General features: G+C 67.5%; 22 protein-coding genes. 18 read left to right on the forward strand and 4 right to left on the reverse strand.

All coding sequences use genetic code 11. The annotated features are described in order from the left end of the window. Positions 1-73 precede the first annotated feature (73 nt). The 3 genes from ACV22W_RS26865 to ACV22W_RS26875 are packed head-to-tail and all read left to right on the forward strand — an operon-like array spanning position 74 to position 3,170. Positions 74-988, forward strand: coding sequence for a VOC family protein (locus tag ACV22W_RS26865; RefSeq protein WP_448022554.1), 915 nt, complete (start codon positions 74-76; stop codon positions 986-988). Further along, positions 985-1,683, forward strand: a complete 699-nt coding sequence (locus ACV22W_RS26870) for a YoaK family protein (RefSeq protein ID WP_448022555.1) — start codon at positions 985-987, stop codon at positions 1,681-1,683. Before ACV22W_RS26865 ends, ACV22W_RS26870 begins: the two co-directional genes overlap by 4 nt. After that, the gene (locus ACV22W_RS26875; protein WP_448022556.1) at positions 1,680-3,170 is read left to right on the forward strand and encodes an alginate export family protein; all 1,491 of its coding nucleotides are present in this window, start codon (positions 1,680-1,682) and stop codon (positions 3,168-3,170) included. Before ACV22W_RS26870 ends, ACV22W_RS26875 begins: the two co-directional genes overlap by 4 nt. 105 nt (positions 3,171-3,275) lie before the next feature. Here ACV22W_RS26875 and ACV22W_RS26880 read toward each other — a convergent pair whose 3' ends face one another. After that, a complete protein-coding gene (locus ACV22W_RS26880; protein WP_059524061.1) occupies positions 3,276-4,862 on the reverse strand; it encodes an acid phosphatase in 1,587 nt (528 codons plus the stop codon). Positions 4,863-5,085: 223 nt separating this feature from the next. Between ACV22W_RS26880 and ACV22W_RS26885 the strand changes: the two genes are divergently transcribed. The 3 genes from ACV22W_RS26885 (at position 5,086) to ACV22W_RS26895 (ending at position 7,416) form a co-directional block, all read left to right on the forward strand. Continuing rightward, positions 5,086-6,435, forward strand: a complete 1,350-nt coding sequence (locus tag ACV22W_RS26885; protein WP_448022557.1) for a cytochrome-c peroxidase — start codon at positions 5,086-5,088, stop codon at positions 6,433-6,435. 112 nt (positions 6,436-6,547) lie between these two features. After that, on the forward strand, positions 6,548-6,934 hold the full coding sequence (locus ACV22W_RS26890; RefSeq protein WP_448022558.1) for a hypothetical protein: 387 nt from the start codon (positions 6,548-6,550) through the stop codon (positions 6,932-6,934). A gap of 11 nt (positions 6,935-6,945) precedes the next feature. Continuing rightward, complete coding sequence (locus ACV22W_RS26895; protein ID WP_448022559.1) at positions 6,946-7,416, forward strand: NUDIX hydrolase; 471 nt, start codon at positions 6,946-6,948, stop codon at positions 7,414-7,416. A gap of 119 nt (positions 7,417-7,535) precedes the next feature. On the opposite strand, the gene ACV22W_RS26900 is transcribed toward ACV22W_RS26895, so the two are convergent. Next, positions 7,536-9,245 carry a glutamine--tRNA ligase/YqeY domain fusion protein gene (locus ACV22W_RS26900; RefSeq protein WP_448022560.1) on the reverse strand — a complete coding sequence of 570 codons (1,710 nt, stop codon included), beginning with the start codon at positions 9,243-9,245 and terminating at the stop codon, positions 7,536-7,538. A 252-nt stretch (positions 9,246-9,497) separates the two neighbouring features. On the opposite strand from ACV22W_RS26900, the gene ACV22W_RS26905 reads away from it, so the two are divergent. Together ACV22W_RS26905 and ACV22W_RS26910 are read left to right on the forward strand one after the other, a co-directional pair. Continuing rightward, positions 9,498-9,707: an ornithine acetyltransferase gene (locus ACV22W_RS26905; protein ID WP_006497729.1), complete on the forward strand. Its 210-nt coding sequence runs from the start codon at positions 9,498-9,500 to the stop codon at positions 9,705-9,707. A gap of 174 nt (positions 9,708-9,881) precedes the next feature. Next, entirely contained in the window at positions 9,882-10,436 is a 555-nt protein-coding gene (locus tag ACV22W_RS26910; protein ID WP_448022561.1) for an RBBP9/YdeN family alpha/beta hydrolase, read from the forward strand. A 93-nt stretch (positions 10,437-10,529) separates the two neighbouring features. On the opposite strand, the gene ACV22W_RS26915 is transcribed toward ACV22W_RS26910, so the two are convergent. Beyond that, a complete protein-coding gene (locus ACV22W_RS26915) occupies positions 10,530-11,750 on the reverse strand; it encodes a CaiB/BaiF CoA transferase family protein (protein WP_448022562.1) in 1,221 nt (406 codons plus the stop codon). Between the two features lie 239 nt (positions 11,751-11,989). Between ACV22W_RS26915 and alaS the strand changes: the two genes are divergently transcribed. The 3 genes from alaS to ACV22W_RS26930 all read left to right on the forward strand — a co-directional run bounded on the left by alaS (position 11,990) and on the right by ACV22W_RS26930 (position 16,885). Beyond that, positions 11,990-14,614 (forward strand): alanine--tRNA ligase, encoded by a 2,625-nt coding sequence (alaS, locus tag ACV22W_RS26920; RefSeq protein ID WP_448022563.1) that lies wholly within the window; start codon positions 11,990-11,992, stop codon positions 14,612-14,614. Positions 14,615-14,832: 218 nt separating this feature from the next. Then, complete coding sequence (locus ACV22W_RS26925) at positions 14,833-15,225, forward strand: phospholipase D-like domain-containing protein (protein WP_415877892.1); 393 nt, start codon at positions 14,833-14,835, stop codon at positions 15,223-15,225. A 13-nt stretch (positions 15,226-15,238) separates the two neighbouring features. After that, positions 15,239-16,885 carry a DUF6396 domain-containing protein gene (locus ACV22W_RS26930; protein WP_448022564.1) on the forward strand — a complete coding sequence of 549 codons (1,647 nt, stop codon included), beginning with the start codon at positions 15,239-15,241 and terminating at the stop codon, positions 16,883-16,885. A gap of 187 nt (positions 16,886-17,072) precedes the next feature. On the opposite strand, the gene ACV22W_RS26935 is transcribed toward ACV22W_RS26930, so the two are convergent. After that, positions 17,073-17,987, reverse strand: a complete 915-nt coding sequence (locus ACV22W_RS26935; RefSeq protein ID WP_175916860.1) for a LysR family transcriptional regulator — start codon at positions 17,985-17,987, stop codon at positions 17,073-17,075. Between the two features lie 124 nt (positions 17,988-18,111). Between ACV22W_RS26935 and ACV22W_RS26940 the strand changes: the two genes are divergently transcribed. From ACV22W_RS26940 to ACV22W_RS26970, 7 genes are all read left to right on the forward strand, one after another. Further along, entirely contained in the window at positions 18,112-19,368 is a 1,257-nt protein-coding gene (locus ACV22W_RS26940; protein ID WP_448022565.1) for a YbfB/YjiJ family MFS transporter, read from the forward strand. 121 nt (positions 19,369-19,489) lie between these two features. Next, positions 19,490-20,026, forward strand: a complete 537-nt coding sequence (locus ACV22W_RS26945) for an NUDIX domain-containing protein (protein ID WP_448022566.1) — start codon at positions 19,490-19,492, stop codon at positions 20,024-20,026. Between the two features lie 139 nt (positions 20,027-20,165). Continuing rightward, positions 20,166-20,603: an acyl-CoA thioesterase gene (locus ACV22W_RS26950; protein ID WP_059606502.1), complete on the forward strand. Its 438-nt coding sequence runs from the start codon at positions 20,166-20,168 to the stop codon at positions 20,601-20,603. A gap of 13 nt (positions 20,604-20,616) precedes the next feature. Beyond that, a complete protein-coding gene (locus ACV22W_RS26955) occupies positions 20,617-21,552 on the forward strand; it encodes a branched-chain amino acid ABC transporter permease (RefSeq protein ID WP_448022608.1) in 936 nt (311 codons plus the stop codon). After that, complete coding sequence (locus tag ACV22W_RS26960; RefSeq protein WP_448022567.1) at positions 21,545-22,771, forward strand: branched-chain amino acid ABC transporter permease; 1,227 nt, start codon at positions 21,545-21,547, stop codon at positions 22,769-22,771. The genes ACV22W_RS26955 and ACV22W_RS26960 overlap by 8 nt, the downstream gene beginning before the upstream one ends. Beyond that, entirely contained in the window at positions 22,768-23,517 is a 750-nt protein-coding gene (locus ACV22W_RS26965) for an ABC transporter ATP-binding protein (RefSeq protein WP_448022568.1), read from the forward strand. Before ACV22W_RS26960 ends, ACV22W_RS26965 begins: the two co-directional genes overlap by 4 nt. Then, positions 23,514-24,218, forward strand: a complete 705-nt coding sequence (locus ACV22W_RS26970) for an ABC transporter ATP-binding protein (RefSeq protein WP_448022569.1) — start codon at positions 23,514-23,516, stop codon at positions 24,216-24,218. The genes ACV22W_RS26965 and ACV22W_RS26970 overlap by 4 nt, the downstream gene beginning before the upstream one ends. Positions 24,219-24,307: the final 89 nt, after the last annotated feature.

Genomic DNA, 24,307 nt, shown 5'->3' on the forward strand with positions numbered 1-24,307 from the left:
CCGGCGATGGCCGAGAATGACCGGGATCGCCCGAGCCGCTGCACCATTTGATGAATCAACAAGGACCTCCGTTATGAACATCCTTCGTTCCGCGTTGCTGGCGCTTGCGATTGCCAGCGGCCTCGTCGCCGCGCCTGCCGCGTTCGCGAAACCGCCCGTGCCGCCCGCCGTCGCGCCCACGGTGGCCGTCGGTCCGCAGTACGATACGACGCACGTGTGCGTGGCACCGGAAGACTTCGACCGCTTCACCGACAGCTTCGTCGCGACATTCGGCGGCAGCAAGTCGAAGCAGGGCGTGTTCCAGGTCACGCCGACACCGAGCCAGACGATGTCGCAGCTCGTGTTGACGCCCGTCGGCACGATCTCGGTGTTCGGCTTCAAGACACCGATCCCGTATCCGTTCTGCGCGGAGCGCACCGGCTATCTCGTCACGGACATGGACGTCGCGGTGAAGTCGGCGCGCGAGCACGGCGCCGACGTGATCGTCGACACGTTCCCGGATCCCATCGGCCGCGATGCGGTCATTGCATGGGCGGGCGGCGTGAAGATGCAGCTCTACTGGCACACGCAGGTGCCGAACTACGACGCGCTGCAGACGATCCCCGAGAACCGCGTCTACGTGTCGCCGCAAAGCGTACGCAAGTTCGTGCACGACTTCGTCAAGTTCTCGAAGGGCAAGGTGGTGTCGGACAACCCGAAGGCGCCGGGCGTCGAGATCGGCCGGCCGGACGACACGTACCGCCGCATCCGCATCGAGTCGGGCTTCGGCAAGATGACCGTGCTCGTGACCGACGGCCATCTGCCTTACCCGTTCGGGCGCGAGATGACCGGCTACGAAGTGCCCGATCTCGTCGCGACGCTGAAGAAGGCCGAAGCCGCGGGCGCGACCGTGCTCGTGCCGCCGTTCGCGGCGGATGGGCGCGACGCTGCACTCGTGCAGTTCCCGGGCGGCTATGTCGCCGAGATCCACGCGAGCGTGGCGCGATGAAGCACGAAGACACGATCCTTGCCGCGGTGGCCGGCTTCGTCGATACGCTGAGCTTCGTCGCGCTGTTCGGGCTGTTCACCGCACACGTGACCGGCAACTTCGTGCTGATCGGCGCGGGCATCGCGGGCTTCGGCCAGGGTGTCGTGCTGAAGCTCAGCGTGTTTCCCGCGTTCGTGTGCGGCGTGATCGCGGCGAGCCTGATCGCGCGGTCGATGTCCGGGCGACCCGCGTGGCAAGGTGCGCGCGCGCTGCACGCGGTGCAGGCCGTGCTGCTGCTCGGCTTCTGCGCGGCCGGCGTGTGGGCGACGCCCGTCACGCAGCCCGACGCCTTGCCGGCGCTCGTGGCCGGCATCGTCGGCACGTTCGCGATGGGCGTCCAGAACGCGCATCCGCGCGTGATTTCGCGCGCGGGCGGCGTGCCGAATACGGTGATGACCGGCAACGTGACGCAAGCGATCCTCGACGTCGTCGACCTGCTGTCGGCCGGCACGTCCGACTCCGCGCGCGCGGCGGCACGGGCGCGCTTCGGCAAGATGCTGCCGGCGATCGTCGCGTTCGCGCTCGGCGCGGCGGGCGGTGCGCTCGGGTTCCGCCATGTCGGATTCCTGGCGCTGCTCGTACCCGTCGGTGCGCTTGCGATGCTTGCACTGTGTGCGGCGCAATCGGCCGGGCCCGCCGCGCAGGAACGCGCATGATCGCGCGGGCGCGGGGGCGGCAAGGGAGGCGCCACGGCCGCCGCTTCGAGCGGGCCGCGCGCGTATCGATCGTCGCGGGCCTGCTGCTCGCGGGCACCGACGCGGCGTTCGCGGAAACGGCCGCGACATCCACGTCGACATCGACATCCGGTGACGCAACCGCCTCGACCTGCACGGCGAAGCGGCCGACGGTACTGTTCAACCGCTGGCAGGAAGACTGGTCGGTGCTGGCGAATCCGTGCGTGCCGCGCGCGCCGCTCGACGGGCTCAAATACGTTCCGCTCGGCAATGATCCGGCATCCTATCTATCGCTCGGCGTGAACCTGCGAGAGCGGCTGGAGACCAACGACGCGCCGCTGTTCGGGATCGGCTCCGCGCAATCGGACACCTACCTGATCCAGCGCGTCGAAGTGCATGCCGATGCGCATCTGGGCCAGCACTGGCAGTTCTTCGTGCAGTTGCAGGACGACCGCGCATTCGGCAAGAACACGATCTCGCCGGTCGACAGGAATCCGCTCGATCTCGAACAGGCATTCGCGACCTACACGGGCGCGCTCGGCGGCGGCACGTTCAAGTTCCGCGTCGGCCGGCAGGAAATGGCATTCGACTTGCAGCGCTTCATTGCCACGCGCGACGGTCCGAACGTGCGGCAAGCGTTCGATGCTGTGTGGGCCGACTACGAATATCGAAAGTGGCGCTTCATCGCGTATGCGACGCAGCCCGTGCAGAACCGCACGGTGTCAGCGTTCGATGACGTGTCGAACCGCGACCTCACGTTCAGCGGCGTGCGCTTCGAGCGGCAGTCGGTCGGGCCGGGCGACCTGTCGGGCTACTGGTCGCGCTACAACCGCAGCGACGCGCGTTTCCTCGATGCGAGCGGCCCCGAGCATCGCGACGTGTGGGACCTGCGCTACACGGGCACGCAGGGCCGCTTCGACTGGGATTTCGAGACGATGCTGCAGACGGGGACGGTCGGAAACGACACGATCGGTGCGTGGGCCGTCGCCTCGATCGCCGGCTACAAGCTCGATGCGCCGTGGTCGCCGCGCATCGCGCTGCAGTTCGATGCGGCATCGGGCGACCGGCATCCACACGACGGCCGCGTCGGCACCTTCAATCCGCTGTTTCCGAACGGCTATTACTTCACGCTGGCCGGCTATACGGGCTATTCGAACCTGATCCACGTGAAGCCGTCGGTGACGCTGAAGCCGTCGCCGAACCTGTCGCTGCTCGGTGCGCTCGGCTTCCAGTGGCGTGAGACGACCGGCGACGCCGTCTATCAGCAGCCGAACGTCGCGGTGCCCGGCACGGCAGGCAAGGGCGGCCTGTGGACGGGGATGTACGTGCAGCTGCGCGCGGACTGGACGATCGCCGCGAACCTGATCGGTTCGGTCGAGGCCGTGCACTTCCAGGTCGGCGACGCGATCCGGCAGGCGGGAGGGCACAACGCGGACTACGCCGGCGTCGAGCTGAAGTACGGTTGGTGACGCCGCCGAGCGGCAACCGCGCGCGTATCAAAAAGGGCGGCCCGCGGGGCCGCCCTTCGTTCGTCCGGGCCGGCAGCGCGGCCGGCCCCGTTCGCCGCGATGCCGTTACAGGTTCGGCGACAGCGCGAGCGCGTTCGTCAGGTCGCCCATCGGCTGCGCGCCGTTCGCCTTCAGTGCGTCGTCGCGCTGCTGCAGGCCCGCGAGGCGCGGCAGCGAGAAGCGACGTGTGATGAAGCGCAGGATCGAACCCGTGTCGTACTGCGTATGGTCCACGAAACCCTTCTTCGCGAACGGCGACACGATCAGCGCCGGAATGCGGGTGCCGGGGCCCCAGCGATCGCCGCTCGGTGGTGCGGCGTGATCCCAGAAGCCGCCGTTTTCGTCGTACGTGACGACCACGACCATGTTCTTCCACTGCGGGCTGGCCTGCAGGTGCGCGATCACGTCCGCGATGTGCTGATCGCCGGAGGTGACGTCCGTATACCCCGGGTGCTCGTTCAGGTTGCCCTGCGGCTTGTAGAACGTGACTTGCGGCAGCGTGCCCGCGTCGATCGCCTTGATGAATTCCGCGCCGTTCGCGCCGCCGTCGAGCAGGTGCTGCGCGCGGCTCGCGGTGCCCGGTGCCTGGTTCGCGTAGTAGTTGAACGGCTGATGGTGCGGCTGGAAGTTCGGCGTCGAGAGGTCGGCGCCGTAGATCACGTTCGACGTGCCGTTCTGGCTCGCCTGCAGTGCCTGGCCCCATGCGCCGCTGTACCATGCCCACGACACGTTGGCATTGGTCATCAGGTCGCCGATGTTGGTCGCCGTCTGTGGCGGCATCGTCGAGGGATTGGCCGGGTCGGCGAGCAGCGGGTCGCCGCCCGTGGCGGCCTTGTTGCCGCTCGGCTGGTACGCCGGCTGCATCGTGTTGACACCGTAGAAGTCCGGCGTCAGTGCGCCGTCGTTGACGAACTTCGGCGGGCCGCTCAGCGCGGATGCCGGAGAGTTCGCGGCGACCGCCAGCGACTTGCCGTCGGCGTTCAGGACTGCGATCTTGCCGGCCGCCGGGCTCTTGTCGGCGTTCGCGTAGAACGGCGCGCACGCGCAGATCAGGTACTGGTGGTTCAGGAACGAGCCGCCGAACGCGCCCATGAAGAAGTTGTCGGCGAGAACGTATTGCTGCGCGATCTTCCACAGCGGCAGCTTCGACGGATCGGGCGTGTAGTGGCCCATGGTCAGGCCGCCCGCATCGGTCCATGCGGCATACATGTCGTTCTTGCCGCCGTCGATCTGCATCTGGTCCTGGTAGAAGCGGTGCACGATGTCGCGCGTCGCGATGCTCATCGACTGGTTGAAGCCGTTGGGATCGTCGATCGCGAACGGGGCGTTCGGCAGGTTCGCCGTCATCGCTTCGGTGACCGCGGGCGTGATGCCGGTTGCCGTCAGACCACCCCAGATCTTCGGCAGCGTCGCCATCGTCGAGCCGTCGCGATCCTTCTGCACCGAGTTCGCAGCCGTTGCGTTCTGCAGACCGTTCGCGCCCGGGAAGTTGCCGTAGAGGTTGTCGAAGCTGCGGTTTTCCGCGTAGATCACGACGACGTTCTTCACGGCCGACAGGCCTTGCTGCGTGACATCGTCGCCGCCGCAGGCGGTCAGGCTGAGCGCGGCCGCGAGGGCGATCGGCGTGTAGCGAATCCAGGCGTGCTTCTTCATGCGATGTTCTCTCTCTTTCGTCGTTTGTCGCGTGTGGGAACCGGGTGGGCGTCGGGCCGGAGCAGGAACCACGGGGCACCGACCGGCTGCGCGCATTATCTGGAACCCGTTTGACAGCCGGGTGTAGGGGCGCTTTCAATTGACTGTCGGTCGAACGTCATGCACCGGTCACGGAACTGACATAAGCTCCGGCCGATTGCCCACCGCTACAAGAAGAACGACGATGCACAGCCTTCTGAAGTCCCTCGCGTTCGCGCGATCGTTGGTCCCCGCCGCGGCGACGCTCGCGCTGATGGGCGGGCTCGCGCCGCTCGCCGGTTGCGACGCGCGGCCCGGCGCGAACGCGCAGGCGGTCTCCGTCGTGTCGGCGGCGCAAGCCGCCCCGGCCGCGCCGGCGGTCGCGCCGGCCAGCCAGCCGCAGACGCGCGCGCAGGTATTCGAGGGCGTGAAGCAGATGACGGCGCTCGGCAAGCAGTTGTTCTTCGATCCGTCGTTGTCCGGCTCCGGCAAGCTCGCATGCGCATCGTGTCATAGCGTCGAGCACGCGTTCGGCCCGCCGAACGCGCTGTCGGTGCAACTCGGCGGCGACGACATGCATCGCATGGGCTTTCGCGCGGTGCCGTCGCTGAAATACGTGCGCGGCATTCCGCCATTCACCGAGCACTTCCACGATTCGCCCGACGAAGGCGACGAAAGCATCGACGCGGGCCCGACCGGCGGATTGACCTGGGACGGTCGCGTCGACACGCGCGATGCACAGGCGCGCATTCCCCTCACGTCGCCATTCGAGATGAGCAGCTCGCCGGCGCGGGTCGCGCAGGCGGTGCGTGCCGCGCCCTATGCCGACGCGTTCCGCCAGGCGTTTGGCGATCGGGTCCTCGGCGACGACCAGGCGACTTTCGGTGCGGTGCTGCGTGCGCTCGACGCATTCCAGCAGCAGCCGGCATTGTTCGATCCGTACACGAGCAAGTACGACGCGTATCTGGCCGGCCACGCGCAGCTCACGCCCGCCGAGTTGCACGGGCTGCAACTGTTCAACGACGAGAAGAAGGGCAACTGCGCGAGCTGTCACGTGAGCCAGCGCACGCTCGAAGGCGGCCCGCCGCAGTTCAGCGATTTCGGTTTGATCGCGATCGCGGTGCCGCGCAACCGCTCGCTGCCGGTCAATCGCGATCCGCGCTTCCACGATCTCGGCGCGTGCGGCCCCGAGCGCACAGACCTGAAGGGCCGCGACGAATTCTGCGGGCTGTTCCGGACACCGTCTCTGCGCAACGTCGCGTTGCGCAAGACGTTCTTCCACAACGGCGTATACCACTCGCTCGAGGACGTGATGCGCTTCTACGTCGAGCGCGACATCCATCCGGAGAAGTTCTATCCGGTCGTGCACGGCAAGGTGCAGGTGTACGACGACCTGCCGAAGCGCTACTGGCCGAACATCAATCGCGAGCCGCCGTTCGACCGCAAGCGCGGCGATGCCCCCGCGCTGAACGCGGCCGAGATCAAGGACGTGATCGCGTTCCTGAACACGCTGACCGACGGATATCAACCGGCGGCCACGTCGGTCGCGCGCTAGAACACGGGCCTTGCGGCACGCATGCTATGCTCGCTGGCTGACGGGCGTGGTGCGTGCCGGAGCGCCGGCCGTGCGCCACGCCGTTCGATCGAACATCCAAGGAGAACAACACATGTCGATGCGTGCATCCCTTTCCGTCGTCACGCGCATGCTGGCCGGCGCCGCGTGCGCAGCCGCGATGCTGCCCGCCCATGCGCAAAGCAACCTCGGCTTCCTGAACGACACGCCGCTGACCTACTTCAGCAAGACCGACCGCGCGTCGCTGGCCAAGGCCGTCGTGCAGGTGCGCGACGAAGGCAAGGACGGCGAGACCACCACGTGGCAGAGCAGCGGTCGCGGCACGCAGATCGACGCGAAGCTCACGCCGTCGACGTCCGAGAACGACGGCAAGACCTGCCGCGAAATCGCCACCGACATTTCCGCGAAGGGCCAGACGATGACGCTCAAGCCCGTCTATTGCAAGACCGCCGCGGGCAAGTGGCAGCTGCAGAAGCGCTGAGCGCACGAGCAATGAAGCGCAGCGGTGCGCCGCGCACGGTATCGTGCGGCGTCGTGATTCTCGACGGGGCAGGTCGCGTGTTCCTCGCGCACGCGACGGACACCACGCACTGGGACATCCCGAAGGGGCAGGGCGAGCCGGGCGAAACGCCGGCCGACGCGGCGCTGCGGGAGCTACGCGAGGAAACCGGCATCGAACTCGCGGCGGCGCGGCTGCTCGATCTCGGCCGCTTCGCATACCGTCACGACAAGGACCTGCACCTGTTCGCGGTGCGGGTCGCGGACGACGAGATCGATCCCGCGCACTGCACGTGCACGTCGCTGTTCCCGAGCCGTCGCGACGGCTCGCCGATTCCCGAGATGGACGCGTATCGCTGGACCGCGCCCGGCGACGTCGACGCGTATGCGAGCCGCAGCCTCGCGCGGCTGTTTCGCACGACGCTGTCGCTCGCGGATCTGCACCGGCGGCTGGCGGGGGCGTGAGCGCAGCCACTTCGATTCCGACGATCCCGCGCATGCAATAAAAAAACCGGCTCGAAGGCCGGTTTTTTATCGTCACGCGACGCCGGTTCGGAGCCGCGCGCCGCGCATGGAGCACGCCGTCAGGCCGGCTTGCCCCAGCTGTCGCGCAGCCCGACGATCCGGTTGAAAACGGGCTTGCCCGGTTTCGAATCGACGCGGTCGGCGACGAAATAGCCGTGACGCTCGAACTGGAGGCGCGTTTCCGGCGCGACGTCGCCGGCGCCCGGTTCGACATAGGCCTGCGTGACCTTCTTCGAATCCGGGTTCAGCGCCTCGAGGAAGTTCGCACCGCCGGCGTCCGGATGCGGCTCCTTGAACAGCCGGTCGTAGATCCGCACTTCGGCCGCCTGCGCATGCTTCACGCTGACCCAGTGGATGTTGCCCTTGACCTTGTAGTTGTTCGCGCCTTCGGTGCCCGACTTGCTGTCCGGGAAGTAGTTGCAGTGCACGGCCGTCACGTTGCCGTCGGCGTCCTTGTCGAAGCCCGTGCACTCGATCACGTAGCCGTAGCGCAGGCGCACCTTGTTGCCCGGGAACAGGCGGAAATAGCCCTTCGGCGGGTTCTCGACGAAGTCCTCGCGTTCGATCCACAGCTCGCGCGAGATCGGGAACGTGCGCACGCCGCGCTCCGGGTGATGCGGATGCACGGGGGCCGTGCACGCTTCCTCGAGGTCTTCCGGGTAGTTGTCGATCACGAGCTTCAGCGGATCGAGCACGGCGACCGAGCGCGGCGCCTTGTCGTCGAGGTCGTCGCGCAGCGCGCCTTCGAACACGCTCATGTCGATCCACGAATCGACCTTCGTCACGCCGATCCGCTCGCAGAACAGGTGGATGCTTTCCGGCGTGAAGCCGCGACGGCGGATCCCGACGATCGTCGGCATGCGCGGGTCGTCCCAGCCTTCGACGTGGCCTTCGGTGACGAGCTGCAGCAGCTTGCGCTTGCTGGTGATCGCGTACGTGAGGTTCAGGCGCGAGAATTCGATCTGTTGCGGCAGCGGACGCGTGAACATGCCGGCGTCCGCGAGCTCGTTCAGCACCCAGTCGTACAGCGGGCGGTGATCCTCGAACTCGAGCGTGCACAGCGAGTGCGTGATGCCTTCGAGCGCATCCGAGATGCAGTGCGTGTAGTCGTACATCGGATACACGCACCATGCGTCGCCGGTGCGGTAGTGATGCGCGTAGCGGATCCGGTAGATCACCGGGTCGCGCATGTTCATGTTCGGCGAAGCCATGTCGATCTTCGCGCGCAGCACGTGCTCGCCTTCCTTGAACTCGCCGGCCTTCATCCGGCGGAACAGGTCGAGGTTTTCCTCGGGCGAACGATCGCGGAACGGCGAGGGCTTGCCGCCTTCGGTCAGCGAGCCGCGGTTCGCGCGCATTTCCTCGGCGCTCTGGCTGTCGACGTACGCCTTGCCGCGCTGGATCAGCAACTCGGCGAATTCGTACAGCTTGTCGTAGTAATCGCTCGCGAAATACTGGTGATCGACCGCGTCCTTGCGCCAGTCGAAGCCGAGCCAGCGGACCGCGTCGACGATCGAGTCGACGTATTCGACGCTTTCCTTTTCCGGGTTCGTGTCGTCGAAGCGCAGGTGGCACACGCCGCCGTAGTCGCGCGCGACGCTGAAGTTCAGGCAGATGCTCTTGGCATGGCCGATGTGCAGATAGCCGTTCGGCTCGGGCGGAAAGCGCGTCTCGACGCGGCCGCTCCATTTGCCGGTGCGGTTGTCGTCGTCGATGATGTTGCGGATGAAGTTGGAAGCCGCGGGGGCGTCGTTGCGTTCGGTGCTCATGCGGTTGGCGTCAGGTTGTGTCGGCGCGTCGCGCCGGTTTAATCCCGTAATTCTACCTGAGCGGGGTCCGTCCCGCGCGGGTTGCGCCACCGGGCGGGGCATTCACGGTGCGGAACCGCAATATCTCGATTGTGTGTCGGCTGTAACACGACGTAAATCGGATTGCCCGGCGCATTCGGCGTTTCCTATGATGGCTTTACCGATTCAATGCCGCCATTCGTATTTTTTGCTGGCGGGAGGACACCAACAATCATGATGAAGAAGACCACTTTTCTCGTTCGTACCGCGGTAATCGTCGCGGCCCTGTCGCAACTCGGCGCATGCGCGATGACGCATACGCAGCGTAACGCCGGTATCGGCGCGGCCGCGGGCGGCGCGCTCGGCTACCTGATCACGGGCGGCCCGGTCGGCACGGTTGCCGGCGCCGCGGCAGGCGGCCTGGTTGGCGCCGGCGTGCGCTGATCGAAGCCGGCGCGCGTGAGCGCCGGCCGGCCGTGACGGCGTTGCCGCCTCACGGCCCGTTCTTGCTTCGCACATCCATTCCGCGATTCGACAGGCAGCATCAGGGAGGAGCGGGTGTGCGACACTTCGTCGACGTCACATAACATAACCACTTCGTTCGTCGACGAACCATTCATGAGCGATTCTCTCGTTTTCGTGCTGCCGGGCTACGGCAACTCCGGCCCGCTTCACTGGCAAAGCCGCTGGGAGCGCGCCGACGCGCGCTTCGTGCGCGTCGCGATGCCCGACTGGGACCGTGCGTTCCGCAACGGCTGGTGTCTCGCGCTCGACCGCGCGGTCGAGGCCGCACCGAGCCCCGTGACGATCGCCGCGCACAGCCTCGGCACGTTGACCACCGCGTGGTGGGCGACCCGCTACGCGCGGCCGGCCGCGCTCGCGAAGGTGCGCGGCGCGTTGCTCGTCGCGTTGCCCGATCCGGCCGGGCCGGCGTTTCCGGCCGACGCGCACGGTTTCGGGCCGGTGCCGCATGAGCGGCTGCCGTTTCCGACCTGCGTGGTGGCAAGCAGCGACGATCCGTACGGCTCGATCGCGTTCGCGCGCGGCTGCGCGCACGCGTGGGGCAGCGCTTTCCATGACCTCGGCCCGCGCGGCCACATCAACGCGGACAGCGGGCTCGGCGACTGGCACGACGCGCGAGGCTGGCTCGATGCGCTAGCGGCTAACCGCTAACCGGCGGTCCATCGATCCCGCGAGCGTCCGCCTGCGCCCGGGTAAGCCGCCGCGTGCACCCGGAGGCGCCGCGGCGCGCTCGTCCGGGTCGGTTCAGATCGCCTGCTTCGCCTTCAGCGCCGCAATGCGCGCCTCGTCGTAGCCGAGCATGTCGCGCAGTACGTCTTCCGTCTGCGCGCCGAGCAGCGGCGGGGCGGTGCGCGCGTCGGGCGGCGTCGCGCTCATCCGGATCGGATTGCGCACGAGCTTCACGTCCGCGCCGCACGGGTGCGGCAGCGACACCTGCATCCCGCGCGCGACCACCTGCTCGTTGTCGAACACCTCATCGAGTTCGTTGATCGGCCCGCACGGCACGCCGGCCGCTTCGAGCGCGCCGATCCAGTCGGCCTTGCCGCGCGTCTTCACCATCTCCGCGAGGATTGGCACCAGCGTGTCGCGATGGCGCACGCGCGACGGGTTGGTCGCGAACCGTTCGTCGTCGGCCAGCTCGGGCCGGCCGCCGGCCTCGACGAACTTGCGGAACTGCCCGTCGTTGCCGACCGCGACGATGATCCAGCCGTCGCTCGTCTGGAACGTCTGGTACGGCACGATGTTCGGGTGCGCGTTGCCCCAGCGCACCGGCGGCTTGCCGCTCGCGAGGAAGTTGGTGTTCATGTTCGCGAGCAGCGCGACCTGCACGTCGAGCAGTGCCATGTCGATGTACTGGCCTTCGCCCGTGCGGTCGCGGTGCGCGAGCGCGGCGAGCACCGCGATCGTCGAGTAGAGGCCCGTCGCGAGATCGGCGATCGCGACGCCGGCCTTCTGCGGGCCGCCGCCCGGCTCGCTGTCGCGCTCGCCGGTGATGCTCATGAAACCGCCGATTCCCTGGACGATGAAGTCGTAGCCCGCGCGGTGCGCGTACGGCCCCGTCTGGCCGAAGCCCGTGACCGAGCAGTAGACGAGATCGGGCTTCACCGCACGCAGCGATTCGTAATCGAGCCCGTACTTCTTCAACTGCCCGACCTTGTAGTTCTCGAGCACGACGTCGCTCTGTGCCGCCAGCTCGCGCACGATCTGCTGGCCTTCCGGCGTCGCGATGTCGACCGTCACCGAGCGCTTGTTGCGGTTCGCCGCGAGGTAGTACGCGGCCTCCGCCGTATCGGCGCCGTACGCATCCTTCAGGTACGGCGGCCCCCAGTGGCGTGTGTCGTCGCCGGCGCCGGGGCGCTCGACCTTGATCACGTCCGCGCCGAAGTCGGCGAGCGTCTGCGCGCACCACGGGCCCGCGAGCACGCGGGTCAGGTCAAGCACGCGGATATGGCTCAGGGCACCCATCGTCGAATCGTCTCCTTTCATGGCTCGCCCGGCCGGGGCAAGGCGGATTGGCATGCCGAGCATCTTAAGGCGAATCGGCCGCATGGGTGGCCCAAGCCGGTCGTCCGCCGCGCCGGGCCGCTGCCGTCTGGGGCGCCGATCTGTATCGTATAATCGATCGTTTACGATATTTGCCCGCCGTGCGTCCGCGAGGACGGCCGGCGTTTGAAGCCGTCTCAGCCAGACATTCCCCGCACGCCATGAAAGCTGCCGAAATCCGCGAGAAATTTCTCAAATTCTTCGAATCGAAGGGCCACACGATCGTCCGCTCGTCGAGCCTCGTGCCCGGTAACGACCCCACGCTGATGTTCACGAACTCGGGCATGGTCCAGTTCAAGGACGTGTTCCTCGGCACGGACCCGCGTCCGTACTCGCGCGCCACCACGGCGCAGCGCAGCGTGCGCGCGGGCGGCAAGCACAACGACCTCGAGAACGTCGGCTACACGGCGCGCCACCACACGTTCTTCGAGATGCTCGGCAACTTCTCGTTCGGCGACTACTTCAAGCACGACGCGATCAAGTTCGCGTGGGAGCTGCTGACCACGGTCTACCAGCTGCCGAAGGAAAAGCTGTGGGTCACCGTCTACCAGGAAGACGACGAAGCCTACGACATCTGGGCGAAGGAAGTCGGCGTGCCGACCGAGCGGATCATCCGCATCGGCGACAACAAGGGCGCGCGCTACGCGTCGGACAACTTCTGGACGATGGGCGACACCGGCCCGTGCGGCCCGTGCACGGAAATCTTCTACGACCACGGCCCGGACGTGTGGGGCGGCCCGCCGGGGTCGCCTGAAGAAGACGGCGACCGCTACATCGAGATCTGGAACCTCGTGTTCATGCAGTTCAACCGCGACGCGCAGGGCAACATGACGCGCCTGCCGAAGCAGTCGGTCGACACCGGCATGGGCCTCGAGCGTCTCGCCGCGGTGCTGCAGCACGTGCACAGCAACTACGAGATCGACCTGTTCCAGAACCTGATCAAGGCCGCCGCGCGCGTGACCGAGATCAGCGACCTGAACAACAACTCGCTGAAGGTGATCGCCGATCACATCCGCGCGTGCTCGTTCCTGATCGTCGACGGCGTGATCCCCGGCAACGAAGGCCGCGGCTACGTGCTGCGCCGCATCGTGCGCCGCGCGATCCGCCATGGCTACAAGCTCGGTCGCAAGGGCTCGTTCTTCCACAAGCTGGTGGCCGACCTCGTCGCCGAGATGGGCGCCGCGTATCCGGAACTGAAGGAAGCCGAACAGCGCGTGACGGACGTGCTGCGCCAGGAAGAAGAGCGCTTCTTCGAGACGATCGAGCACGGGATGTCGATCCTCGAGGCCGCGCTGGCGGATGTCGAGGCGAAGGGCGGCAAGGTGCTCGACGGCGAACTCGCGTTCAAGCTGCACGACACGTACGGCTTCCCGCTCGACCTCACGGCCGACGTGTGCCGCGAGCGCGGGATGACGGTCGACGAGCCGGCATTCGACGACGCGATGGCGCGCCAGCGCGAACAGGCGCGCGCGGCCGGCAAGTTCAAGGCCACGCAGGGCCTCGAATACTCGGGCGCGAAGACCACGTTCCACGGCTACGAGGAAATCGCGTTCGACGACGCGAAGGTCGTCGCGCTGTACGTCGACGGTTCGGCCGTCAACGAAGTGAAGCACGGCCAGGATGCGGTCGTCGTGCTCGACCACACGCCGTTCTACGCGGAATCGGGCGGCCAGGTCGGCGACCAGGGCGTGCTCGCGAACGCCGCGACGCGCTTCGCGGTGGCCGACACGCTGAAGGTGCAGGCCGACGTGATCGGCCATCACGGCACGCTCGAACAGGGCACGCTGAAGATCGGCGACGTGCTGCGCGCGGAAATCGACGCGCACCGCCGCGCGCGCACGCAGCGCAACCACTCGGCCACCCACCTGATGCACAAGGCGCTGCGCGAAGTGCTCGGCGCGCACGTGCAACAGAAGGGTTCGCTCGTCGACGCGGAGAAAACCCGCTTCGACTTCGCGCACAACGCGCCGATGACCGACGACGAAATCCGTCGCGTCGAGCAGATCGTCAACGACGAAATCCTCGCGAACGCGCCGGGCATCGTGCGCGTGATGCCGTACGACGAAGCGGTGAAGGGCGGCGCGATGGCGCTGTTCGGCGAGAAGTACGGAGACGAAGTGCGCGTGCTCGACCTCGGCTTCTCGCGCGAACTGTGCGGCGGCACGCACGTGCATCGCACCGGCGACATCGGCTTCTTCAAGATCGTCGTCGAAGGCGGCGTCGCGGCCGGCATCCGCCGCGTCGAGGCGATCACCGGCGACAACGCCGTGCGCTACGTGCAGGAGCTCGACGCCCGCGTGAACGAAGCCGCAGCCGCGCTGAAGGCGCAGCCGTCGGAACTCACGCAGCGTATCGCGCAGGTGCAGGACCAGGTGAAGTCGCTCGAGAAGGAGCTGGGCGCGCTGAAGTCGAAGCTCGCGTCGAGCCAGGGCGACGAACTCGCGCAGCAGGCCGTCGAAATCGGCGGCGTGTACGTGCTCGCGGCGACGCTCGACGGCGCCGACGCGAAGACGCTGCGCGAGACGGTCGACAAGCTGAAGGACAAGCTGAAGAGCGCGGCGATCGTGCTGGCGGCCGTCGAAGGCGGCAAGGTCAGCCTGATCGCGGGCGTCACGCCGGATGCGAGCAAGAAGGTCAAGGCCGGCGAGCTCGTGAACTTCGTCGCACAGCAGGTGGGCGGCAAGGGCGGTGGCCGTCCGGACATGGCGCAGGCAGGCGGCACGGAACCGGCGAACCTGCCGGGCGCGCTGGCAGGCGTCAAGGGCTGGGTCGAAGAGCGTCTTTGATCGGTATGGTTGATGACGCGGTGCGGTCGCACTAACCACGCCGCATCACACATCGCTTCGCATCAAAAACGACCCGATCGGCACGTTGTGCCGGTCGGGTCGTTTTGCGTTTACGGCGCTTGGGCAGTTGTTGCTTAATGTTTGCAATTCTTGACAGGAGGGGGGCAGCCTCAGTCAGCATCGCCCGCTTGCGGACCAGTGGCGTGGTGAATCACCAGATGGCCTACCGCGAAATTTACATTCACTCGAAGCTGATGCTTATCGATGATGTCTTCGTCACGGTGGGCAGTGCGAACATGAATCAGCGCAGTATGTCCGTCGACAGCGAGATCAACATCGCGGCGACGGGACACGAGTGGGCTTCGAAGCTTCGCGGACGCGTGTTTTCGTTGCTTTCTGGAGGGGCTACTTCAGGTAGTGGCGACCGAGATCGGGTGCCGGTGGTTTTTGATATTTGGGAGGGGCGAATGAAAGACAATCGCGATATCCAAAAAGCTGGCACCGAAAATTTGCAAGGGTTCATTTTGCCGTTCATCGATCGCCGTGCCGAGACGGTGTTGCACGCTCAGATCGATGTGCCGTCGTCAACCAACGCTTCCACGACTGTGTGATCGAGGCCATCTGATGTCGATAATAGCTGTTCTCAGAATTGTTCCGATTGCCATATGCCTGTTTGCGATCAATGTGCAGGCAGAGACGTCAACTCCATCGAACATCAAGTCAACTACTGCCATGTCAGATCTTCCGCGCTACGAAAAACTGCCGCTGTTCGATCCGCATCGAAAGAGCTTCACATGTACTTATCAAGCACAGCATGTGCCGCCGATCGATCCGCAGGCGGAGTTGTGGTTTCAGCAAGCGCTTGCGCTCGATGATCCCGACCTGTATTACCAGAAGCGTGACTACGCGAAGATCTATCAGTTGTACGTCCAGGCGGCTGAACGCGGGCATTGGAAGGCCATGCTCAATGTTGCCTCGCTGATTCGGAGTAACTATCCTGGCGTGCCTCAGCACGATTCTGAGATTGCGATTGAATGGATCGAAAAGGCGATGAAGCTGGGTGTGCCGGATGCCTATGACATGATGGGTGTCTATCACCAGAATGGCTTGGTCAAGGGCGGCGATGCGACCACCGCCTATGCGTTCTTCCAGCGTGCGGCAGACATGGGTAGTCCGTCGGCGATGGCATTTCTCGGAGAAAAGCTCGACGCAACGTATGACGATTCCGATGGGGAATTTTGGGGCAATTTGCCGATCGCGACTCAGATGCTTGAGTGCGCTATTGCGCAAGGTTACGGAGACGCCGCCGAAGAGTTGTCTTTTGTTTATGCACGTCCAAGAACGACAGACGCAAAACGACGCGCTCTGACGATGCTTCAAGAAGGGGTAAAGTTGGGAAGCGCAAAATGTGCAACGAAGCTGTCTATTGAATTTGACGGGTTCAATCTGACTAATGGTCGAAATCTTCCGGGCAGCATTGACAAAGCGCGCGCTGATAGGTATCGCGCACTAAAGGCCGCATTGGAGCGTTATCAAGGGCGTATGAGGCTCCCTAATCTTGATAAAGTCTTGCCGCTGCCGCCAGCAGCTCTTCCCAAGTGGGACGGCAATCCCAAAACGTTGCTCGATGCTGCGAAGGCCGTTACACCATCGCCCAAGTCGCAAAAGACCGCAGCGCTTGATGGCCGCGCATTTGTCCCGGATGGATATGCCGTTGCTCGATTGGAAGATGGTAATGGGCTGACCGTCACCGGCGACCAACGTGTACCAAAAACAGGCTACTGGCTGGCGTTGTACGGTTCGTCGGCTGAGTCTGATGCTTGGCTGGCAGCGCGTGCCGGACATCCGGAGCGTTTCGAGGCCGGGGAGCAGTTCGAACTCGCGACTCATGACTGGTTGTCGTCGGATCGCGTGCACTGGCATTACCTTGGCGAGGCTTTCCAGTTGCCGCCGCAACGAGCTGACTTCATTGCTCATCTTGTCGGTGCCGGAATGATGCGGGAAATTCCCGGGCAGCCGTCGCGAGTGCGATGTGCTGGAGAACGGTCATGCCCGGAAACTGGCATATGGGAAGGCCGGATTGCCGAGGCTCATCCCATGGCCAACCTCTATAACCGCTGGGATCAACAAGCTTTCATCGAGCAGGGAAGCCCTTTCCCTGCCCCGAGTGACCGCTTCATCGATATTGCGATGGAAGAGGTCCAATGGACGCATCTGGGTAACCCGAACGACGAAACCGGAATTCCAGGTATCCGCACGATCAGTGTGTAGTCAGAGGAGCGCAGCAACGGCGATGAGACGACGGGCGCGGGGTGAATATGCGGCTGCAGTGGGACGGTTACGTGCGGAGCCTGAGTATCGTCGCGACGTCGCTGGCGCTTTCAACGAACCCCGGTTCCAGGCAAACGCAGTAACTGCGGGTTGCGAGCAGTCGGCACGGCAGGCAATGCTGACTGCTTCAAACCGGCGTCGCCACGCTCGGCTTCACAGCATCCCCCGATTCCCGCGCGGCATCGCCGAGCGCATCGCGCAACGCGGCGAGCGCCGCCGACGCATAACCGTGCCGCCACGCGAGCAGCGTGTCGATCCCTTCGAGTTCCGCAATCGTATGAGCGGCGACGTTGCCGGTCTCGGGCTGAAGCTCGAGCACCGAGCGCGGCGCGACCGCGATGCCCGCACCGGCCGCGACGCACGCGACGATCGCGTGATACGAACCCAGTTCGAGCACGCGCGCGGGCTTCATCCCGTGCGCCGCATACCATCGCTCGACATACTTCCGGTACGTGCAGCCGCGCTCGAACGCGATCAGCGTCGGCAGGATCACGTCGCGCGGCGTGCGCACCGGCGGATGGCCGCGCGGCGTCAGCAGCACCAGATCCTCGCGGAAGATGGGCACCGTCTCGAACGTGTCGGGCAGCGTGTCCGGCTCGGGCGGCCGCGCGAACAGCGCCGCGTCGATCTCGAAGTCGCGCACCTTGTCGATCAGCCAGCCGGTCGTGCCAGTCACGAGCTCCAGCGACACGTCGGGCCACGCATGGTGATAGCGCGCGAGCACGGTCGGCAGCCGGCTCGCGGCCGTGCTTTCCATCGTGCCGAGCCGCAGACGCCCGCGCGGCGTGTCCTCGCGCACCGCATCGCGCGCCTCATCGGCAAGCTCGAGCAGCCGCTCCGCGTACGGCAGCAGCGTGTGCCCGGCCGGCGTCAGCACGAGCCGGCGGCCGTCGCGTACGAACAGCGCCGCGCCGAGTTCCTCCTCGAGCTGCTTGATGCGCGTCGTCACGTTCGATTGCACGCGATTGAGCTTCGCCGCCGCGCGCGTGATGCCGTTCTCGCGCACGACGGCCCGGAAAATCGCCAGTGCCGCCAGGTCCATGATTCTCTCTGTGCGATGGATGGATTCTCGATTATTCATTTTTGGAGAACATTCGGTCAAGCTACGATACGAGCAATCCGATTCCCGTTCCGGCCGTCGCGCAACCCGCGCGGCCCATGCCGCCATGTCCCGTTCCGATGCCCCGAGCGCCGCCGGCGTACACCTGTCCGATGACGCCGACCGTCGCGCCCGCGCGGCCGCGCTTGCCTGCATGATCGGGCTCGCGGTCGCGCTCGGCGTCGGCCGCTTCGCGTTCACGCCGCTGTTGCCGTTGATGCTCGCCGACGGCTCGATCGGCCTGAAGGCCGGCAGCTGGCTCGCGTCGGCGAACTACGCGGGCTATTTCGTCGGCGCGGTCAGCTGTGCTGCGGTGCGCGTCGCGCCGGCGCGGATGGTCCGCTTCGGGCTTGGCGCCACCGTGCTGCTGACCGCCGCGATGGGCATCGGCCATCTGCTGCCCGTGTGGCTGGTGGTGCGCTTCGTCGCGGGCGTCGTCAGCGCATGGACGTTCGTGTTCGTGTCGCAATGGGGGCTGCGGCGGCTCGCCGAGCTGCACGCGCCCGAGTGGAGCGGGGTGATCTACGCGGGGCCCGGGGTCGGCATCGTGCTGACGGGCCTGATCGGCAGCGCACTGGCCGGCCATCGCGCGGCGCCCGGCTGGCTGGGCTTCGCGGCTTTGTCGGCGGTGCTGTCGATCGCGATCTGGCGCACGTTCGGCAGCGCGCCAGTGCCGGCGGTGGCAACCGTATCGTCGGCCGCGCCCGTCCGGCATGCGGCGACAGACGCTGCACCGCACGACGCGCGGCGCCATCGCGCCGACGCCGCATGGCTCGTCGTCCTGTACGGGATGCCGGGCTTCGGCTACATCATCACCGCGACGTTCCTGCCGGTGATCGCGCGCGCCGCGTTGCCGGCCGGCTCGCCGTGGCCGGATCTGTTCTGGCCGATGTTCGGCGCGGCGCTGATCGTCGGCGCGATCGCGGCCGCGCGGCTGCCCGGCCACTGGGACAACCGGCTGCTGCTCGCCGCCGGTTGCGCGACGCAGGCGCTCGGAATCGCGGCGGGAATCGTGTGGCCGAATGCGGCGGGCTTCTCGATCGGCAGCGCGCTGCTCGGCCTGCCGTTCACCGCGATTACGCTGTTTGCGATGCGCGAGGCGCGGCGGCTGCACGGCGAACGCGCGGCCGGGCTGATGGGCTATGCGACCGCGTCGTACGGGGTCGGGCAGATTCTCGGCCCGCTCGTCGCGGCGCCGCTCACCGCGCGCTTCGGGTCGTTCTCGCCGGCGTTGTGCGTCGCGGCGGGTGCCTTGCTCGTCGGTGCCGCCGCCTTCGCGGCGACGGCCGCACGCGGGCGTGCGCAACCGCGCATGCAACCCTGACATCGTGGGGGCCGGATCGTCAGCAATGCGGGCAAACTCGCTAGAATGAAGCCTTTCCCGCGCCGGGCAGGCGTGCGCGGCGGCTTGCCGGCCGCCGTCGGCGCTTGCCAGATCCCCATCGATGACCATCGCCGAATACCGTTTTTGCCCGCGCTGCGCGCGTCCGCTGACCGAGCGCGCCGATTCCGAACACGAGGGCGGGCGCGTGCGCCAGGCCTGCCCGGACGACGAGTGCGGCTACGTCCATTGGAACAACCCGCTGCCGGTGGTGGCGGCGATCGTCGAGCTTGACGGCAAGATCCTGCTCGCCCGCAACGCGGCCTGGCCGGAGGGGATGTTCGCGCTGATCACCGGTTTCCTCGAGAACGGCGAGACGCCCGAGGACGGCATCGCGCGCGAGGTGTTCGAGGAAACCGCGCTGAAGGCCGAGCAGGTCACGCTGGTCGGTGTCTATGAATTCATCCGCAAGAACGAGCTGATCATCGCGTACCACGTGCGCGCATCGGGCACCGTCGCGCTGTCGCCGGAGCTGCTCGAATACCGGCTCGTCGAGCCGCCGTTGCTGCGCCCGTGGCGCGCCGGCACAGGCTATGCGCTGGCCGACTGGATGCGCGCGCGCGGCCTCGATTTCGAATTCGTCGATCGAGCGGGGCAGTGACGGGCCGCGCCGCTCCCGGCACGTCATCCGCCGCGCCGCGCATGGTCGCGACGCGGCAACCCGCCGTTTGTCGGTGTGCCGTCTCGCACGGCCACCGCGCGCCGTCCGCTTCGTCTTCTTCCTCCTGACCGCCATCACCATGTCCGACAAGCCGCAGCCGCGTTCGCGCGACGCCTATCGCCACTTCCTGCCGATCACGACCCGCTGGATGGACAACGACGTCTACGGGCACGTGAACAACGTCGTGTACTACAGCTACTTCGACACCGTCGTGAACGAATACCTGATCCGCGCGGGTGTGCTCGACGTCGAGCACGGGCAGACGATCGGGCTCGTGGTCGAGACGCAGTGCAACTACTTCGCGCCGCTCGTGTTTCCGCAGTCGGTCGATGCGGGGCTGCGCGTCGCGAAGCTCGGCACGTCGAGCGTGCGCTACGAGATCGGGCTGTTCGCGGCAGGGGAGGCCGCGCCGGCCGCACAGGGGCATTTCGTGCACGTGTACGTCGATCGCGGCACGCGCCGCCCGGTGCCGCTGCCCGACGCGCTGCGCGCGGCGCTCGAACCGCTCGCCGGCTGACGGGCGCGTGGCGGTGCACGCGTTCGCGCTCCAGGCGTTCAACGGCCTCAGCTACGGGTTGCTGCTGTTCATGCTGTCGGCCGGCCTCACGCTGATCTTCAGCGTGCAGGGCGTGCTCAACTTCGCGCATTCGAGCTTCTACATGCTCGGCGCATACATCGGATACAGCATCGCGGCCCGCGCGGGTTTCTGGCCCGCGCTCGCGCTCGCGCCGCTCGCGGTCGGGCTGCTCGGCGCCGGCTGCGAGCGCTGGCTGCTGCGCCGCGTTCAGCCGCACGGGCACACGAGCGAGCTGCTGCTGACCTTCGGGCTCGCATACCTGATCGGCGAGGGCGCGAAACTTTTTTGGGGCCTCGCGCCGCTGCCGGCCCCGGTGCCGCCGCTGTTCGACGGTGCGCCCGTGGCCGTGTTCGGCCTCGCGCTGCCGCGCTATCGGCTCTTCATGATGGCGATGTCCACGGCGATGCTGGTCGCGCTCGGCGTGCTGCTGCGCGCGTCGCGCATCGGGCTCGTCGTGCGCGCCGCGCTCACGCACCGCGCGGCCGTCGAGGCGCTCGGCCACGACGTGCCGCGCGTGATGACGGGGCTGTTCGGCGCGGGCACCGCGCTCGCGGCGCTGGCCGGCGTGATCGGTGCGCCGCTCGCGGTGATCGAACCGGCGCTGGCCGAGACCGTCGGATCGATCGTGTTCGCGGTCGTCGTGATCGGCGGGCTCGGCTCGCTCGGCGGCGCGTTCGTCGCGTCGCTCGCGGTCGGCTTCGCGCAGACCTTCGCGGCGGCCAGCGACACGTCGCTGCGCGACCTCGCGCAATGGTCGGGCGTCGCGCTGCCCGACAGCGTCGCTGCCGTGTCGATCGCGCAACTCGCACCGCTGGTCCCGTACCTGCTGCTCGTCGCGGTGCTGGTCGCTCGGCCGCGCGGACTGTTCGGCGAGCGTGTCGATGACTAGCCGCGCACGGGCCGGCGCATTGCGCTGGGTGATGTTCGCCGCGTGCCTGATCCTGCCGGCGTGGCTGTGGCCGCAGGGCGCGGTGCTCGGCTATCTCGCACAGACGGCCGCGCTCGTCGTGCTCGCGCTGTCGTACAACCTGCAGCTCGGCACGACGGGGCTGCTGTCGTTCGGTCATGCTGCGTTCGCGGGCCTTGGCGCATTCGCCGCCGCGCATTGGTTCAATCATGTCGGTGGCCCGCTGCCGCTGTTGCCGCTCGTCGGCGGGGTGGCCGGCGCGGGCTTCGGGTTCGTCGCGGGCCTGCTGGCGACACGCCGCGCGGGCACCGTATTCGCAATGATCACGCTCGGCCTCGGCGAGTGCGTCGCGGCCGCGGCGTGGAGCGTGCCCGCGTGGTTCGGCGGCCTCGGCGGCGTACCGATCGACCGCGCGAGCGGCACGCCGTTGGGCGGCTGGCATTTCGGCGCGGAAACGCAGGCCTATGCCGTGATTGCCGCATGGTGCATCGTCTCTGCGATCGCGATGCACGCGCTGACGCGCACGCCGCTCGCGCGGCTCGCGAACGCGGTGCGCGACAACCCGGCGCGCGTTGCCGCGCTCGGCACCGAGCCGCGTCACGTGCGGCTCGCAATGGTGACCTGCGCGTCGTTCTTCGCGGGCATTGCCGGCACGCTGACGCTGATCGACATAGAGATCGCCACGCCCGACAGCGTGTCGATGGCGCGATCGGCGACCGTGCTGATTGCTGCGGTGATCGGCGGCACCGGCACGTTCTTCGGGCCGGCGGCCGGCGCGGTGGTGTTGACTGCACTGAGCGTCGTCGTCGCGGGCGTGTCGCGCGCATGGGCGCTGTATCTCGGCGTGCTGTTCGTCGCGGTCGTCGCCGCCGCGCCGCGCGGGATCGCGGGCATCGCGCAGACGCTCGCGCGTGCGTCGCGCGGCGACACGCCTCCCGCCGAACGCTGGCGCGTGCTGTGCGGCATCGGCGCATGTGCGTTCTGGGTCGTCGCGATCGTCTGCGCAGCCGAACTCGGCTATGCATGGCGCTTCGCCCAGGATGGCGGCGCGGGCATCGCGTTCGGCGCATGGAGTATCGACGCCGATGCGCCGGCAGGCTGGGCCGTCGCATGCTCGGCGGCCGGCATCGGCACGTTGCTGTGGGGCTGGCGCGCACGGTTCCAGGACCACGGGCACGGCAAGCGGGAGGACAGGCGATGAACGGTAACGCGATCGCGCTGCACGGGATCGTGCAGCGCTTCGGTGCACAGACCGTGCTCGACGGCATCGAGCTGAACGTCCCGGCCGGCGAGCGTCATGCGCTGATCGGGCCGAACGGCGCGGGCAAGTCGACGCTGTTCGGGGTGATCGCCGGCGCGACGCGGCCGACGCGCGGGCGCGTCATGCTGCACGGCGTCGAGCTGCGCGGGCGCGGGCCGGTGGTGGCGAGCCGGCTCGGCATCGGCCGCAGTTTCCAGCAGACGAGCGCGTTCGCGCGATTGAGCGTGTTCGACAACCTGCGCTGCGCGGCGCTGCATGCGCCGGCCGAGCGGCGGCGCTGGTGGAACCGTCTGTGCGAATCCGCGTCGGTCGATCGCGCGGCCGCGCGCGTGCTGAGCGACATCGGTCTCGATGCGCGGCGCGACACGCCGGCCGGCGAACTCGGCTATGCGGAACAGCGCGCGCTCGATCTCGGCATCGCGCTCGCGAGCGGCGCGCGCACGCTGCTGCTCGACGAACCGACGGCCGGCATGAACCGCGATCAGGCGGCGCGGATGATCGCGCTGATTCGTGCGACGACGCAGGGCCGCACGGTGCTGATGATCGAGCACGACATGGACGCGGTGTTCGGCTTCGCCGAGCGCATCACGGTGCTCGTGCGCGGCGCGGTGGTCGCGACCGGCGTGCCCGACGCGATCCGCGCGGACGCGGCCGTGCGCGCCGCCTATCTTGGCGAGGGCGCATGAGCGTGCTGCTCGACATTCGCGGCCTGCGCGCGTGGTACGGGATGCAGCCCGTGCTCGACGGCGTCGATCTCGCGCTCGCGCCGGGCGAGACACTCGCGCTGCTCGGCCGCAACGGCTCGGGACGCTCGACGCTTGCGAAGGCCGTGATGGGGCTCGTCCGCGCTGCGGGCTCGGTGCGCGTCGCCGGCGCCGAATGCGCGGGCGCGCGCACGTTCGAGATCGCGCGGCGCGGTGTCGCTTACGTCGCTGAAAGCCGTGACGTGTTTCCGCTGCTGAGCGTGCGCGACAACCTGCGGCTCGGGCTGCGCGGCGTGCACGGCGCGGCCGAACGCCAGGCGCTCGACCGGTTGCTCGCGCGCTTTCCGCTGCTGGCCGCGCGGGCGGACGTGAAGGCCGGACGGCTGTCGGGCGGCGAGCAGCAGGTGCTCGCGCTGGTGCGCGCGCTCGCCGGCTGCCCGCGCGTGCTGATCGTCGACGAACCGGCCGAAGGGCTCGCGCCGCTCGCGGTCGACGAGGTCGGCGCGTGTCTCGCCGCGCTGCAGGCCGACGGCGTCGCGATCCTGCTGATCGAGCAGCGGCTGCAGCTCGCGCCGCGGCTCGCGCGGCGCGTCGCGGTGATGGGGCGCGGTCGGATCGTTCACGACGGCCTGCTCGACGGGCTCGGCGCCGATGTCGTCAGTGCATGGTTGAGTGCCGGCTGACCGTCCGTCCGCCGATTGTTCGGATAACTCCGCCAGTCAATTCGCGTCGAGCCGCTTTATCGCCGCCGCGCGAACCGCCAAGATTGCCA

This window comes from Burkholderia sp. AW49-1 (assembly GCF_053427845.1).

Coding starts and splice junctions, on each gene's coding strand:
- ACV22W_RS26865 (WP_448022554.1), top strand. CDS start 74: ATGAACATCCTTCGTTCCGCGTTGCTGGCGCTTGCGATTGCCAGCGGC.
- ACV22W_RS26870 (WP_448022555.1), top strand. CDS start 985: ATGAAGCACGAAGACACGATCCTTGCCGCGGTGGCCGGCTTCGTCGAT.
- ACV22W_RS26875 (WP_448022556.1), top strand. CDS start 1,680: ATGATCGCGCGGGCGCGGGGGCGGCAAGGGAGGCGCCACGGCCGCCGC.
- ACV22W_RS26880 (WP_059524061.1), bottom strand. CDS start 4,862: ATGAAGAAGCACGCCTGGATTCGCTACACGCCGATCGCCCTCGCGGCC.
- ACV22W_RS26885 (WP_448022557.1), top strand. CDS start 5,086: ATGCACAGCCTTCTGAAGTCCCTCGCGTTCGCGCGATCGTTGGTCCCC.
- ACV22W_RS26890 (WP_448022558.1), top strand. CDS start 6,548: ATGTCGATGCGTGCATCCCTTTCCGTCGTCACGCGCATGCTGGCCGGC.
- ACV22W_RS26895 (WP_448022559.1), top strand. CDS start 6,946: ATGAAGCGCAGCGGTGCGCCGCGCACGGTATCGTGCGGCGTCGTGATT.
- ACV22W_RS26900 (WP_448022560.1), bottom strand. CDS start 9,245: ATGAGCACCGAACGCAACGACGCCCCCGCGGCTTCCAACTTCATCCGC.
- ACV22W_RS26905 (WP_006497729.1), top strand. CDS start 9,498: ATGATGAAGAAGACCACTTTTCTCGTTCGTACCGCGGTAATCGTCGCG.
- ACV22W_RS26910 (WP_448022561.1), top strand. CDS start 9,882: ATGAGCGATTCTCTCGTTTTCGTGCTGCCGGGCTACGGCAACTCCGGC.
- ACV22W_RS26915 (WP_448022562.1), bottom strand. CDS start 11,750: ATGGGTGCCCTGAGCCATATCCGCGTGCTTGACCTGACCCGCGTGCTC.
- alaS (WP_448022563.1), top strand. CDS start 11,990: ATGAAAGCTGCCGAAATCCGCGAGAAATTTCTCAAATTCTTCGAATCG.
- ACV22W_RS26925 (WP_415877892.1), top strand. CDS start 14,833: ATGGCCTACCGCGAAATTTACATTCACTCGAAGCTGATGCTTATCGAT.
- ACV22W_RS26930 (WP_448022564.1), top strand. CDS start 15,239: ATGTCGATAATAGCTGTTCTCAGAATTGTTCCGATTGCCATATGCCTG.
- ACV22W_RS26935 (WP_175916860.1), bottom strand. CDS start 17,987: ATGGACCTGGCGGCACTGGCGATTTTCCGGGCCGTCGTGCGCGAGAAC.
- ACV22W_RS26940 (WP_448022565.1), top strand. CDS start 18,112: ATGTCCCGTTCCGATGCCCCGAGCGCCGCCGGCGTACACCTGTCCGAT.
- ACV22W_RS26945 (WP_448022566.1), top strand. CDS start 19,490: ATGACCATCGCCGAATACCGTTTTTGCCCGCGCTGCGCGCGTCCGCTG.
- ACV22W_RS26950 (WP_059606502.1), top strand. CDS start 20,166: ATGTCCGACAAGCCGCAGCCGCGTTCGCGCGACGCCTATCGCCACTTC.
- ACV22W_RS26960 (WP_448022567.1), top strand. CDS start 21,545: ATGACTAGCCGCGCACGGGCCGGCGCATTGCGCTGGGTGATGTTCGCC.
- ACV22W_RS26965 (WP_448022568.1), top strand. CDS start 22,768: ATGAACGGTAACGCGATCGCGCTGCACGGGATCGTGCAGCGCTTCGGT.
- ACV22W_RS26970 (WP_448022569.1), top strand. CDS start 23,514: ATGAGCGTGCTGCTCGACATTCGCGGCCTGCGCGCGTGGTACGGGATG.